Origin of the sequence: Methylobacterium currus (assembly GCF_003058325.1) — a bacterium.
Lineage (GTDB): Bacteria > Pseudomonadota > Alphaproteobacteria > Rhizobiales > Beijerinckiaceae > Methylobacterium > Methylobacterium currus.
In genome coordinates, this window is record NZ_CP028843.1 from 1,283,197 (window position 1) to 1,296,617 (window position 13,421).

The following is a 13,421-nucleotide window of genomic DNA, read 5'->3' on the forward strand; positions in this document are numbered from 1 at the left end:
GGCAGGCTGTCTTTGTCGTGCTGCGGCGTAGGTGGGGGTTGGTGGGGCATTCGTCCAGCGGGGCGTGGGCGGCGATGGCGATCCGGACACCGGCCGCCTGCCTGACGCCGGGTGACGTGCTTTGGTGCGGCGACACGCCGGGCCGCCGCGTCCCGCTCTCCGGTCAGGCTGCGCTTCGCTTCGTCGATGGGAGGACGGGCCTCGATGACAGTCAGATGCAGGAGGTCGAGAATCAGCGGACCGCCGGTGAATGAGGGCCGCAAGGAGATCCCATTCATGCTGATCGTGTTCGGTGGTCTGCCCGGGACGGGCAAGACGACGATCTCCCGAGGCGTCGCCCGCACCCTCGCGGCGACCCATCTGCGGGTCGACCTCATCGAGCAGGCGATCCGGGATTCGGGCGTGCCGGCGGACGCCGTGGGCGCGTCCGGCTACGCGGTGGCGCAGGCCCTCGCGGGCGCGAACTTGAGCGACGGGCGGGTCGTCGTGGCCGATTGCGTCAACCCGGTCACGGCCAGCCGCGCGGGATGGCGGGCGGTGGCCGCCCGCGCCGCGGTGCGGCTGATCGAGGTCGAGGTGGTGTGCACGGATCCGCAAGAGCATCGCCGCCGCGTCGAGGGGCGGGTGTCGGACATTCCCAGCCTCGTCCTGCCCGCGTGGGAGGAGATCCTGCGCAGCGGCTACGAGCCGTGGGACCGGCCGCGCCTCGTCATCGACAGCGCGACCTCGTCGCCGTCGGAGGCGATTGCCGCCGCGCTGGCGGCCATGCCGTCAGATCTGCCGGTATGATGGCTGCACGCAGGAGCCCGATCCCAGCCCGGCCTTCGCGACGAACGCTTCCAGGCGGCGGCTACGCCTCGGCCTCCCACGATGGCGATGATGTCTCGCCGGCTCGGTCCGCTTTCCAAGCCCTGGCGGACCAGCTTGCGCGGCTCTTCGATCGAATAGCCATGCGCGCATCGCCTTTCACCAAGGATCCCTCTCTCGCACGGGCTCACCGCATCAATCGGCTGGCGCACCATACCTCATGTCAGAGGCACGGCGGTGATAAGCCGCCACGTCGATCCGTCCTGCAACTGCCAGAGACGGTTCCGACCTGCGGTCGGCGGCCGTCTGCCATCGCCATCGGCCCTTCGACGATCATCCTGCGGTAGGGTTCACCCCGGCGAGGCGCGACACGGACCGGGTATCGGTCGCATGGAAGATGAGGGCTTCTGCCATCACCTCGGGACGGGAAAGATCGACGCCGAAGGCCAGGAAGAAACGCGCCTTTGAACCGCCTTTGGGATGGTCGACGTTCAGCAGGGAATGAACGATCTTGCTACCGGGTACCTCAAGAGCCGGCGGCCAATCGTCCTTGCTCGAGGCACCGAGCGCCCGACACGCGCGAGATTGGCAGCCTTCACCGTCGCGAGCGCACCCATCGGCTCTGGAAACTCCACGTCGTAGGCTTCACCCCCATTCCACACGGCGACGACCGTGCCATCGGTGCCCGTAGCGACCGTGTCCCCATCATCGGTCAGCACGTCGATCAGCACGCGCACGTCATCGAGTTCCCGAAGCAGGGCGCCGGGCTCGGCCTTCCGCAGGGTGTAGGATACCGCGATGGACATGCCGGCAAGTCCACCGAATGGGCGCGGATGTCGAAGGTGGGCCCGCGCCGCGCCCTACACCACCACCGTGATCGCCTCCGCCGCCCGGGTCAGCGCGGTGTAGAGCCAGCGCGCCCGGTGCTCGCGGAACGCGTAGGACTCGTCGAACAGCACGACCTTGTCCCATTGCGACCCCTGCGCCTTGTGCACGGTGAGCGCGTAGCCGTAGGTGAATTCCTCGGTCTCGCGCCGCAGGATCGCCGGCACCTCCTCGTCGCTGCCGGCGATCACCGAGCGCAAGACCCGGATATCCTGGGGCTTGCGCCGCAGCGCCGGATCGTCCTCCGGCACCACGTCGAGACGCACGAGGTCGGGGCGGGGGGCGGCGCGCAGGGCCTGGACGGTCCAGGTCGAGCCGTTGAGCAGGCCCTTGGTGCGGTCGTTGCGCAGGCAGACCAGCTTCTCGCCCACCGCCGGCATCGGGTCGGCATGGCCGATCAGCTCGCGGATGCGGCCGTTATAGAGCCGCCGCGTGCGGTTGAGGCCGACCAGCACCTGGTCGGCGGCGAGGACCGTTTCGGGGTCGATCTCGCGGCGGGGGATCACCCGGCTCTCGCCGTAGGCGCCGAAGTCCAGCCGCCCGCCCTCGCGCACAATCATGGCGAGGCGCACGATCGGGTTGTCGGCGGCCTGGCGGTGGACGTCCGTGAGCATCACGTCGGGCTCGGCCTCGGTGAAGAAGCCGCCGCCCTTCACCGGCGGCAGCTGCGCCGGATCGCCCAGCACCAGGACCGGCGTGCCGAAGGAGAGGAGGTCGTTGCCGAGGTCACCGTCGACCATCGAGCATTCGTCGATGACGACGAGGGCCGCCTTGCTCACCGGCCCGGTGCGGTTGAGGGTGAAGGCCGGGCCGCCCTCGGAATCCTCGCGGGTGCGGTAGATCAGGCTGTGGATGGTCGAGGCGTCGGGGCAGCCGCGGGCGCGCATCACCGAGGCCGCCTTGCCCGTATAGGCGCAGAACAGCACCCCGCCCTCGACATCCTCGGCGAGGCGCCGGGCGAGGGTGGTCTTGCCGGTGCCGGCGAAGCCGAACAGGCGAAAGACCTGCGGGCTGCCGCGCTTCAGCCAGTCCGACACCGCCTTGAGCGCCGCCTCCTGCTGCGGACCGAGGCCGCTCACGGCGTCTTCCCCACGGTGCGGCGGGCCTGGAAGGGAGCGGCCGGCGGCGCCTCCTTGCGGCGCAGGAGCGCCCGAAACTCGTCGCGGCGCTCGTGGATCGAGGCGATCACCAGCCCCATCGGCACCCCGACATCGACCAGCACGGCCTCCGAGAGCTGGAGCGAGGCCTCGATCGTCTCCGGCACCGCGTCGTCGACGCCCATCTCGTAGAGGGCGGTGGCGTGGCGGGCATCCCTGGCCCGGGCCACGATGGTGAGGTCCGGCCGCTCGGCACGGGCAGCGGCCACCACCGCCTCGACGGCGCGGGGCTGGTCGAGGGTCACCACGAGGGCGCGGGCGGTGTCGATGCCGCAGCGGCGCAGGAGTTCGGGGTTCGCCGAGTCGCCGAAATAGACCGGATTGCCGAGGCGGCGCTGGTCGGAGACGCGGGCGGCATCCATGTCGAGGGCGATGTAGGGCACCTTGTGGCGGGCCAGCATCTCGGCGATGAGCCGGCCGACCCGGCCGTAGCCCGCGACGATCACCCGGCCGGGCTGGCGCTCCGGCGGCGGCGGCTCGGCCCGGGCGCGGCCGAGATCGGTCCGGTCGATTCGCCGGCCGAGGCGGCGGGCGAGCGCCGCGAGGCCGGGAATCATCACCATCGTGGCGGTGGTGACGACGAGCGCCGCCTGGCCGAGATCCTCGGGCACCAGGCCCGCGGCGAGCGCGCTGCCGACGAGCACGAAGGCGAACTCGCCCCCGGGCCCGAGCAGCAGGGCGGATTCGAGCGCCACCGCCCGGGGCAGGCGCAGGACCGTGCCGAGGCCTAAGATGACCCCGCCCTTGAGGAGGAGGAGCCCGAGGGCGAGGCCGAGGATGGTGAGCGGCGTCTTCATCAGCACTGCCGGGTCGATCCCCATGCCGACCGAGACGAAGAACACGCCGAGAAGCAGGCCCTTGAACGGGTCGATCGTCGCCTCGATCGCCCGGCGATACTCGGTCTCGGCGAGGAGCAGCCCGGCCACGAAGGCGCCGAGCGTCATCGACAGGCCGCTCCCCGCCGCGACCAACGCCGTCGCCGCGATGACGAGGAGGCAGGCGGCCATGAAGAGTTCGGGGCTGCGGGTGCGGGCGACGAGCTGGAACAGCGGCCTCAGGCCCAGCCGCCCGGCGCCGACGAGGAGCGCGAGCGCCACCGCGGCCTGGCCGAGCGCCAGGGCGAGGCCGGTCACCGCGTCGCTGTCCTTGCGGCCGAGCACCGCGATGGCGAACAGGACCGGGGCGACGGCGAGATCCTGAAAGAGCAGCACCGCGAAGCTCGCCCGGCCGGCCGGCGTGTTGAGCCGCTTCTGCTCGGCCAGCACCGGCAGCACGATGGCGGTGGAGGAGAGGGCGAGCGCCAGCCCGACCAGGATGGCGGCGAGGGGCGGCACGTCGAGCGCCATCAGCACCGCCCCGACGAGGAGGCTCGACACCACCACCTGCAGCGAGCCGAGGCCGAAGACGAGGCGGCGCAGGATGCGCAGCCGCTCCCAGGACAACTCGACCCCGATCATGAACATCAGGAACACGACGCCGAGCTCGGCGAGATGCGCGATCTCGGTGCGGCTCGAGATCGTCACCGCGCCGAGCCACGGCACGGATTCCGTGAGCCGCCCGAGGCCCGACGGCCCGAGGAGCGCGCCGGCGCCGATGAAGCCGAGGACCGGGCTGACGCGCAGGCGATGGAACAACGGCACCACGATCCCGGCGGTGACCAGGAACAGGATGACCTCCTTGTAGGAGCCGGACGCGGCGTGCTCGGTCATCGGGAGCAGCGGGGCCTTTCGGATCGCGAGTGGGGCTGCCCCGACGCAAGGCGGCCGGGACTCGGGCGGCCATCATGCGGAGGGGCCCCGTCGGGGCAAGCCAAAACGGGCGGAAAGCCGGCGCTTTTCACCCCAGGGTCGCGAGCGCCGCCTCCAGGTCCGCCGCCAGGTCCTCCGGATGCTCGATGCCGATCGAGACCCGAATCGTCGCGTCGGTGATGCCGAGCCGGTCGCGCACCGCCTTCGGCACCCCCGAATGGGTGGTCGAGGCCGGGTGGCTCGCGAGCGATTCGGTGCCCCCTAAGCTCACCGCGAGCTTGAACAGCTGGAGCGCGTTGAGCACGCGGAATGCCTCCGGCTCACCGCCCGCGACGTCGAACGAGAAGGTCGAGCCGGGGGCGGCGCATTGCGCGGCATAGACCCGGGCGGCGCCCGAGCCGGGCTCGAGATGGCCGAGATGATGCAGCCGCGTCACCTTCGGGTGGGCGCGCAGCCGCTCGGCGATGAGCTCGCCGTTGCGGTTGGCCTTCTCCATCCGGAGCGTCAGGGTCTCGAGCGAGCGCCCGAGCATCCAGCACGAATGCGGATCGAGCTGGGTGCCGATGGCCGAGCGCAGGAGCCGCACCGGTTTCATCCGGGCCGCCGCACCCAACGCCGCCCCGGCGATGAGGTCGGAATGGCCGCCGACATACTTCGTCAGCGAGTAGACCGAGATGTCGGCGCCGTGCCGCAGGGGGTGCTGGAAGAGGGGACCGAGCAGGGTGTTGTCGCAGACCACGACCGGCGCCTGCCCGCCCTGGCGGGCGCCGATCCGGTCGGCACTCGCCCGCACCAGAGCGAGGTCGACGAGGGTGTTCAGGGGGTTCGACGGCGTCTCGACCATCACGACGCTGACGCGCCCGCCATTCGTCTCCGCGAGCCTCTGCGCGGCCTCGGCCGCCGCCGTCACGCTTGCCTCGTCGGTGCCGTCCTGGAAGCCGACCGCGCCGATGTCGAACCCCGCCAAGGTCTTGGCGATCAGCGTCTCGGTGCCGCCGTAGAGCGGCTGGGAGTGCAGCACCACGTCGCCGGGACGCGCATGGGCGAGGATCACGGTGGCGATTGCCGACATGCCGGAGGAGAACAGCAAAGCGGCCTCCGCCTCCTCGAACACCGCCAGGCGGTCCTCGACGATCTCGCTGTTGGGGTGGTTGAAGCGGGAATAGACCAGCCCCGCCGCCTCGCCGGCCGGCGGCTCGCGCCGGCCCGAGACGTAGTCGAAGAACGCCTTGCCGTGCTCGGCGGAGGTGAACACGAAGGTCGAGGTGAGGAAGACCGGCGGCTTCACGGCCCCCTCCGAGAGGGCGGGGTCATAGCCGTAGCCGACCATCAGGGTCTCAGGCGCCAGGCGGCGGTTGCCCAACCTGTCCTTGTGGTAGCGGTCGTCCGACATGCGGGGCCTCGCTCCGGTCTGGCGACGCCGCTTGGCGGCGTCGGTTTTCGGCGCGACGACCGCGCCACACGCCAGTTCTAACGCGGCCCACAGCGTTTTGCGGTGCGTAAAGCACGACCCGGACGCTGCGCCGCGGCAAGCCCGGCTCGCAGAGGGCGCATTTTCGGCGCAAAACCCGCATAGCGTGAAGGATTGAGATTCCGTGTACACGGCCGCTGCCGGGTGGCCGGACGAGGAGCCGAGATGGGCCGACAGCCTCCCGATCGGGTGGTGGTGCGCGAGAAGCGCGCCTGGACCGACGAGACCGATGCCTGGAAGCAGGAGCGGGCGATCCGCAAGGGTTACCGCATCCGCTGGGGCTACGTCGCCATCGCCTACCTGGTCGAGGCGCTGGTGATCTGCACCTCGCTCGCCGGGGCCTGGTTCTTCGCCGAGACGTATGCCGACCGCAACGACCAGAGCTTCTGGTTCATGCTGCTGGCGCCGATCGTCTACGCGGCGATCGAGCTGTGCCGGGTGCCGCTCGGCATCCTGATCCGGGTGCAGCGCGACTGGCTGATCAAGAGCCTGGCGATCGTCGGCATCGTGATGGCGGCCGGCGTCACGACGAAGTCGGTGTCGCAGCTCGGCGAGATGATGTTCCATCCCCGCCTCGCCGAAGCCTCGAAGGCCCGCACCACCCTGAAGGAAGCCGAGGCCGACCGCGGCACGATCGACAACCGCATCGCCCAGGCCGACGCCCGGGTGGCGCAATACGCGGCGGAGGCCGCGGCGCTCGAGAAGCGCACCACCGAGGCCTCGTCCCAGCTCGCCGGCCTGCCGGGCCAGCGCTGTGAGCGTCTGTCGGGCACCAACAGCCGCGGCAAGCGCTACAATTACCTGCGCTGCGTCACCGATCCGCGCACCGCCACCATCGCGGGCAGCATGAAATCCGCCGGCGACGAGCGGGCGGTGGTGGCCAGGAACCTGACGGAAGCCCGCGCCGCCCGGGCCCAGCTCGACCGCGCCGCCGCCGACCGCCGGGTGACGGAGGCGGAAGGAGCGTATCGCGACGCGGTGCGGCGCTCGCAGCTCCACTCCTTCACCGCGATGGTCTACGGGGCGGATCCGGTCGACGTGACCGACCAGCAGGTCCACGCCTTCCTGCGCATCTTCGTCTTCGCGCCCGCGCTCTGCGCCGCCTTCGCCTCGACGCTGCTCGCGCTCTGCGCCGTGCAGGTGCGCAAGACCTACCGCGACGAGGACGACCTCGACGCGATGATGCACGCGGAGGGCGTGCCGCTCCTCCTCAACCAGATGGCCGAGAGCGCGACCCAGATCCAGGACGCGCAGCGGGCGATGCGCGAGGCCGCGGTGGCCTCGGGCGCGGCGATCCCCCTCGACCAGCGCCGCTCGCCGACTGTGCCGCAAGCCGGCACGCCCCCGCCGCCGCCGGCGCGCGACGACGACCGCATCGAGAGGCCGAGACCGTGAGCTACCTCGCACCGGGCACGCCGGAGAACGTCGCGCTCGCCCAGCACGTCAACGGGCGCCTGCGGGCCGAGGCCCGGATCTCCAACGCCCGCGCCTTCCTGTTCCGGGCGATCGGCCTCGGGGCGTTCGTCGGGCTCGCCGGCGCTGGCCTCGGCGCCGCCTTCTACGGCTACGCGACGATGAACGAGGTCGGGAACGCCTCCGACAAGCTCGCCAAAGCCCTGACCCAGGCCCTCGAGACCACGACGCTCAAGACGAGCGGCGAGGTCCGGCTCACCGACAACACCCTCAAGATCGAGGGCGGGGTGCCGGCGGCGGGGAAAGGCCGTCCGGACGTGTCCGCGCTCACCGGCAACCAGGGCAAGACCGAGGCGCCCGCGAGCGCCGCGGCCGCCGTGCGCACGAGCTTCACGGTGTTCAAGACCGTGCCCTATCTCGACGGCTCGATCGTCACCGGCTGGAACTTCAAGGGCGACGAGCAGAAGCCCGAGAAGCAGTACTGCTACGTCACCCGGCCCCAGACCTTCGGCGACGGCGCCACCTCGAACCAGACCACCGTGGCGATCGACGGCGAATTGCTGCCCCAGCCGGCCCGCTCGGAGGTGAATTTCGCGGTGATCGCCCGCAGCTGCGTGTGGTTCGATCCGTCGAAGCTGTGAGACGGGCAGGGCTCGCCAGCGCCGCCTTCGCCGCATAGGTTCGGGACCATCCCCCTGAAGGACGTGACGCGAGCCCGATGCGCTTTACCGGAACCGAGAGCTACGTCGCCACCGGCGACCTCACCGTCGCGGTCAACGCCGCCATCACCCTGGAGCGTCCGCTCCTCGTCAAGGGTGAGCCGGGCACCGGCAAGACCGTGCTGGCCGAGGAGATCGCCCGTGGGCTGAACGCCCCGCTGCTGACCTGGCACATCAAGTCGACCACCAAGGCGCAGCAGGGCCTCTACGAGTACGACGCGGTCTCGCGCCTGCGCGACTCGCAGCTCGGCGACCCGCGGGTCTCCGACATCGCCAACTACATCCGCCGCGGCAAGCTGTGGGACGCCTTCACGGCCCCCGAGCGGCCGGTGCTGCTGATCGACGAGATCGACAAGGCTGACATCGAGTTCCCGAACGACTTGCTTCTCGAACTCGACCGGATGGAGTTCCACGTCTACGAGACCGGCGAGACCGTGCGGGCGGCGCGCCGGCCGATCGTCATCATCACCTCGAACAACGAGAAGGAGCTGCCGGATGCCTTCCTGCGCCGCTGCTTCTTCCACTACATCAAGTTCCCGGATGCCGACACGCTGAAGGCCATCGTCGAGGTGCATTACCCGGGCATCAAGCAGCGCCTGGTCGAGGAAGCGTTGCGGGTCTTCTTCGAGGTGCGCGAGGCGCCGGGCCTGAAGAAGAAGCCGTCGACCTCCGAATTGCTCGACTGGCTGAAGCTCCTGATGGCCGAGGATATCGGCCCCGAGCAGTTGCGCGAGCGCGACCCCCGCAAGCTGATCCCGCCGCTGCACGGGGCGCTGTTGAAGAACGAGCAGGATGTCGGGCTGTTCGAAAAGCTCGCTTTCCTGAGCCGCCGCGAGGGACGCTGACGCCATGAGCCGCCTGATCCTGCTCCGCCACGCCAAGTCCGACTGGCCGGAGGGCGTCGCCGATCCCGACCGGCCGCTGAGCCCCCGCGGGCAGGAGGCCGCGCCCAAGATGGCCGCCTACCTGGCCGCGCAAGGCCTGATCCCCGACCGGGTGCTGGTCTCGCCGGCCCGGCGTACGCAGGAGACCTGGGACCTCGTCAAGCCGGCCCTCGGGGCGGTGGCGGACGAGACCGTGCCGCAGATCTACGAGGCGCCGGTCTCGCGCCTGCTCGACGTGGTGCGCTCCATCCCGGACGAGGTCGCGACCGCCCTGATGATCGGCCACAATCCGGGCCTCCAGGACCTCGCCCGGCTGCTCGGCCAGCCGAGCGAGGCGCGGCGCACGCTGACCAAGAAGTACCCGACGGCGGCGGTCGCGGTGATCGACTTAGCCGTGGAGTCCTGGGCCAAGGTCGAGGCCGGGGAGGGGACGATCGAGCGGTTCGTGACCCCGAAGAGCCTCGGACACGGCGAGGACGAGTGAGGGCAGGACGCGAGTGAGGGCAGGGTTTGGCGAACCGGATCGCCGCGGAGCCGTTTGAGAGAGCCAAGCCTTGAACGGAGACCCGCGGGCCCCGTGATCCTCGCCGCCTTCCTCGCCTTGAGCCTCGCGGCCGGCCCCGCCGCCGACGCAACCGCCGCCCTGGTGCGGGACGGTGCCGCGCGCCTCAGCGACGGGTTCGCCGCCACCACGGCCCTCGCGGCGCCCGAGCGCGAGAGGCCGGCCTACCGGCCCGAGGCGCGGGCGGTGTCGAACTGGCGCGGCGAGACGAAGGACGGGCTCCTGCCGCTCTCCCTCGCCTGGACCGCCTGGGCGGCGCCGACCGATCCGGCCTTCGTGGCGCGCTGCGTCAAGCTCAACAATTACTGGTGCATCAAGCGGGCGGGCTGGGACGGCGAGATCGGCGGCGACCAGGAGGGCCATACCGGCTTCGCCACGGCCGGGCAGGGGGCCGATGCCGCGGTGTCGCTGCTCAGGCGCTATTACGGTGAGTACGGGCGCCGCTCGGCCCTGGCGATCGTCCGCCGCTGGGCGCCCGCCGAATGCGCCGCCCCGGTCGCCGCCCGGACGGTCGCCCCGGGGCGCGGACCTGCGCCCGCGCGGACCGCGTCGCCGGCGCTGGCGGCTCTCGCCCCGCAGGGCCTCGGCCGCACCCTGCGGGCGCGGTTCCTCGCCACCCACGGCCGCGGCGGCGTCCCGCGCAGGATCGTGCGCGCTCCGGCCCGGCCGGCCGCCGGCAACGCCCTGCGGGTCCAGCCCTGGTCGGCGCTGGCACGGATGCAGGGCCGGCCGCGCCAACCCGTGCGCGCCGTCAAGGCGCCGCCTTTGCCCACCATCGCCACCGGCATCGGCGAGACGGCACGCCCCACTGCTGCGATCGAGCCGGGCCGGATCCTCGACGGCACCCGCCTCGCCGCGGAGGCCGCCGCCCTGCCGACGCTCGCGATCGCCCCGGCCTCGTCCCTGCCGCCCGCTCTACGCCCGCCCGCCCCCCTGTGCGGCTCCGACGAGATCCGGATCCAGAACTACGCCGCCCGCATCGCCGGCAGCGTCGGCGTGAAGCCCGGCGACGATCTCGGCCTGTTCACCCCCGACGGCCACGCCACCGCGCGCCTCGCCCCGGTGCTGCTGGCGATGTCCTCGGTCGAGCTCGGGGCCCTGCGGGCGAGCCCGGCCCTCGTCGCCGCGGCGATCGCCCGGGCCGAGGCCGAGCGCGGAGCGGCGAGCCGGCAGGCCGAGGCGGCGCCTTAGGCCCTTGCGGAAGCCCGTCCTCCGCGCCACCTCGGGACCGACATGAAGCGAGAGCGTACCGCGTGCCGCCCCTGATCGACCTCGCCGCGCGTGCCGGCTCCCTCGCCAAGTCCGTCACGGAGGCCACGCGCTCCCTGGCGGAAGCCTCGAACGACCTCCTGGTCCAGCCGACGGTGCGGCTCGGCGTCACCGGCCTCGCGCGCTCGGGGAAAACGGTGTTCACCACCGCGCTCGTGCACCAGCTCACCGGCCTCCACCCGCTGCCGGCGCTCCGCGCCTCGCAGGAGGGCCGCCTGCGCCGGGCCCGCCTGGTGCCGCAGCCCGACGACGCGATCCCGCGCTTCCCCTACGAGGACCACCTCGCGGCGCTGACCGAGGCACGCCGCTGGCCGCGCTCGACCGACCGGATCAGCCAGTTGCGGCTGGAGATCGATTACGAGCGCAAGAGCGGCTGGCGCACCGGTCCGGCGAGCCTGATGGTCGACATCGTCGACTACCCGGGCGAGTGGCTGCTCGACCTGGCCCTCATCGAGCAGACCTACGAGGGCTGGTCGCGCGAGACGATCGCCGCTGCCGAGCGGCCCGGCCGGGCCGCGATGGCGGCGCCCTGGCTCGCCTCGCTGCGGGCGCTCGATCCCAACCAGCCCCTCGACGAGATCGTGGCCGAGCGGGCGAGCGAGGCGTTCAAGGTCTATCTCGCCGCCGTGCGCTCCGGTCCCGAGGCGGTGGCGACCACGCCGCCGGGCCGCTTCCTGATGCCGGGCGACCTCGCGGGCTCGCCGGCGCTGACCTTCGCGCCCCTGATCCTCGATCGTCCGGTGAACCCCGACAGCCTCGGGGGGCTGATGCAGCGCCGCTTCGAGGCCTACAAGCACCGGGTCGTGACGCCGTTCTTCCGCGACCATTTCCAGCGCATCGACCGCCAGATCGTGCTCGTCGACGTGCTGGCGGCGGTCGATGCCGGGGCGGCGGCCTTGGCCGAGCTGGAGGAGGCCCTGGACCGGGTGCTGATGAGCCTGCGGGTCGGGCGCAACAGCCTCCTGTCGCGCTTCTTCGCGCCCCGGGCCGACCGCATCCTGTTCGCCGCCACCAAGGCCGACCACCTGCACCATTCCAGTCACGACCGGCTCGATGCGCTCCTGCGCCTCCTCGTCGCCCGGTCCCTGCGCCGCACGGAAGCCGCGGGCGCCCATGTCAGCACCCAGGCGCTGGCCTCGGTGCGCTCGACCCGCGAGACGGTGGTGCATGACGGGCCGAACGCCTTCCGGGCGGTGGCCGGCACGCCGGAGGCGGGCGAGAGCATCGACGGCGAGACCTTCGACGGTGAGACGGAAGCCGCGATCTTCCCGGGCGAGCTGCCCGAGCGGCCGGAAGCCGTGCTGGAGGGCGCCGTCCCCCCGGGCTCGCTGCGCTTCCCGCGCTTCCGCCCGCCGCAAGTCGCCCGCGACGCCCTCGGCCGTCCGGGCCGCCTGCCGCAGATCCGCCTCGACCGCGCGCTGCACTTCCTGATCGGCGACCGCCTGGCCTGAGGCTTTCGATGACGAATACCCCCACACCGAAGCCCCGCGCCTTCCGCCTGCCCCCCGCCGGCACGGAGACCACAACCGCCCCGCCGCCGCCCGGCACCGAGACGGCGCTCGCCGACGGCGTGCGGGTGGTGGAGGAGCCGTTCGAGATCGTCGAGGCCGCCGACGGCGTCGCCGTGCCGGTGGCGCCGCGCTCGCGTGCGCCCTGGGCGACGCTGCTGCTCTCAGCGCTCGGCGGCCTCGCCTCCCTCGGCATCGGCCTCGCGGTCGAGCGCCTGATCGCCGACCTGTTCGCCGCCGCGCCCTGGCTCGGCATCCTGGCTCTGGTGCTGCTGGCGGTGGCGGTGGTGGCGCTCGCGGCCATCGTCTGGCGCGAGGTGGCGGGCGTTCTGCGCGAGCGCCGCATCGAGACCCTGCGCGAGGAGGCCCTCGACGCGCTCCGCTCCCGCGACCACAGCGCCGCCAAGGCCGTCGTGCGACAGATCTCCGGCCTCTACGCCGGGCGACCGGCGGCCGCGGCGGCGCGCGCGCGGCTGGCCGCCCTCGACGACCAGATCCTCGACGTCGAGGACCGGATCAGCATCGCCGAGGCCGAACTGCTGGCGTCCCTCGACCGCTCCGCCAAGGCGGCGGTGGCGGAGGCCGCCAAGCAGGTCTCGGCGGTGACGGCCTTGAGCCCGCGGGCGATCGTCGATGTCGGCTTCGTGATCTTCGCGGCGGTCCGGTTGCTTCGCCGCATCGCCACCATCTATGGCGGGCGGCCCGGCCTGTTCGGCTTCCTGCGCCTCGCCCGGGCGGCGCTCGCCCATCTCGCCGTCACCGGCAGCGTCGCGGTCGGCGACAGCCTGGTGCAGCAGGTGCTGGGCCTAGGGGTCGCGGCGCGGATCTCGGCGAAGCTCGGGGAGGGCGTGCTCAACGGCCTGATGACGGCGCGCTTCGGGCTGGCCGCCTTGGCCGTGTGCCGGCCGCTGCCCTTCACGCGGGAGCCGGCGCCGCGGCTCGGCGACGTGGCGGGCGAGCTGATCCGCCGGGAGGAGGGCGGACCCGCCTGAGCCGGC

Annotated in this window: 14 protein-coding genes; 9 read left to right on the top strand and 5 right to left on the bottom strand. The window is 72.2% G+C overall.

The genetic code is table 11. The annotated features are described in order from the left end of the window. The first annotated feature begins 74 nt into the window (after positions 1 to 74). Both DA075_RS35765 and DA075_RS05880 read left to right on the top strand, forming a co-directional pair. On the top strand, positions 75 to 254 hold the full coding sequence (locus tag DA075_RS35765; RefSeq protein ID WP_123834157.1) for a hypothetical protein: 180 nt from the start codon (positions 75 to 77) through the stop codon (positions 252 to 254). A 22-nt stretch (positions 255 to 276) separates the two neighbouring features. Then, complete coding sequence (locus DA075_RS05880) at positions 277 to 789, top strand: P-loop nucleotide/nucleoside kinase family protein (protein ID WP_099952423.1); 513 nt, start codon at positions 277 to 279, stop codon at positions 787 to 789. A gap of 351 nt (positions 790 to 1,140) precedes the next feature. Here the strand turns inward: DA075_RS05880 and DA075_RS38355 are convergent, their stop codons facing one another. From DA075_RS38355 to DA075_RS05905, 5 genes are all read right to left on the bottom strand, one after another. Beyond that, the gene (locus DA075_RS38355; RefSeq protein WP_338068019.1) at positions 1,141 to 1,317 is read right to left on the bottom strand and encodes a DUF6883 domain-containing protein; all 177 of its coding nucleotides are present in this window, start codon (positions 1,315 to 1,317) and stop codon (positions 1,141 to 1,143) included. After that, on the bottom strand, positions 1,299 to 1,613 hold the full coding sequence (locus DA075_RS05890; RefSeq protein ID WP_232386184.1) for a DUF4926 domain-containing protein: 315 nt from the start codon (positions 1,611 to 1,613) through the stop codon (positions 1,299 to 1,301). The genes DA075_RS38355 and DA075_RS05890 overlap by 19 nt, the downstream gene beginning before the upstream one ends. A gap of 54 nt (positions 1,614 to 1,667) precedes the next feature. Next, positions 1,668 to 2,771, bottom strand: a complete 1,104-nt coding sequence (locus tag DA075_RS05895) for an ATP-dependent DNA helicase (RefSeq protein ID WP_099952424.1) — start codon at positions 2,769 to 2,771, stop codon at positions 1,668 to 1,670. Beyond that, positions 2,768 to 4,558, bottom strand: a complete 1,791-nt coding sequence (locus DA075_RS05900) for a cation:proton antiporter domain-containing protein (RefSeq protein ID WP_099952425.1) — start codon at positions 4,556 to 4,558, stop codon at positions 2,768 to 2,770. The genes DA075_RS05895 and DA075_RS05900 overlap by 4 nt, the downstream gene beginning before the upstream one ends. 127 nt (positions 4,559 to 4,685) lie before the next feature. After that, a complete protein-coding gene (locus tag DA075_RS05905) occupies positions 4,686 to 5,990 on the bottom strand; it encodes a cystathionine gamma-synthase family protein (protein WP_099952426.1) in 1,305 nt (434 codons plus the stop codon). 243 nt (positions 5,991 to 6,233) lie between these two features. On the opposite strand from DA075_RS05905, the gene DA075_RS05910 reads away from it, so the two are divergent. The 7 genes from DA075_RS05910 (at position 6,234) to DA075_RS05940 (ending at position 13,415) form a co-directional block, all read left to right on the top strand. Continuing rightward, complete coding sequence (locus DA075_RS05910; protein ID WP_099952427.1) at positions 6,234 to 7,463, top strand: ATPase; 1,230 nt, start codon at positions 6,234 to 6,236, stop codon at positions 7,461 to 7,463. After that, positions 7,460 to 8,122, top strand: a complete 663-nt coding sequence (locus DA075_RS05915; RefSeq protein WP_099952428.1) for a hypothetical protein — start codon at positions 7,460 to 7,462, stop codon at positions 8,120 to 8,122. Before DA075_RS05910 ends, DA075_RS05915 begins: the two co-directional genes overlap by 4 nt. A gap of 77 nt (positions 8,123 to 8,199) precedes the next feature. After that, positions 8,200 to 9,045, top strand: a complete 846-nt coding sequence (locus tag DA075_RS05920) for an AAA family ATPase (protein WP_099952429.1) — start codon at positions 8,200 to 8,202, stop codon at positions 9,043 to 9,045. Positions 9,046 to 9,049: 4 nt separating this feature from the next. Beyond that, positions 9,050 to 9,568 carry a SixA phosphatase family protein gene (locus DA075_RS05925; protein WP_099952430.1) on the top strand — a complete coding sequence of 173 codons (519 nt, stop codon included), beginning with the start codon at positions 9,050 to 9,052 and terminating at the stop codon, positions 9,566 to 9,568. Positions 9,569 to 9,661: 93 nt separating this feature from the next. Next, on the top strand, positions 9,662 to 10,837 hold the full coding sequence (locus tag DA075_RS05930) for a hypothetical protein (protein WP_099952431.1): 1,176 nt from the start codon (positions 9,662 to 9,664) through the stop codon (positions 10,835 to 10,837). A 62-nt stretch (positions 10,838 to 10,899) separates the two neighbouring features. Beyond that, positions 10,900 to 12,366: a YcjX family GTP-binding protein gene (locus DA075_RS05935; RefSeq protein WP_099952432.1), complete on the top strand. Its 1,467-nt coding sequence runs from the start codon at positions 10,900 to 10,902 to the stop codon at positions 12,364 to 12,366. Between the two features lie 8 nt (positions 12,367 to 12,374). Next, a complete protein-coding gene (locus DA075_RS05940; RefSeq protein ID WP_099952433.1) occupies positions 12,375 to 13,415 on the top strand; it encodes a TIGR01620 family protein in 1,041 nt (346 codons plus the stop codon). The last annotated feature ends 6 nt before the right edge of the window (positions 13,416 to 13,421 follow it).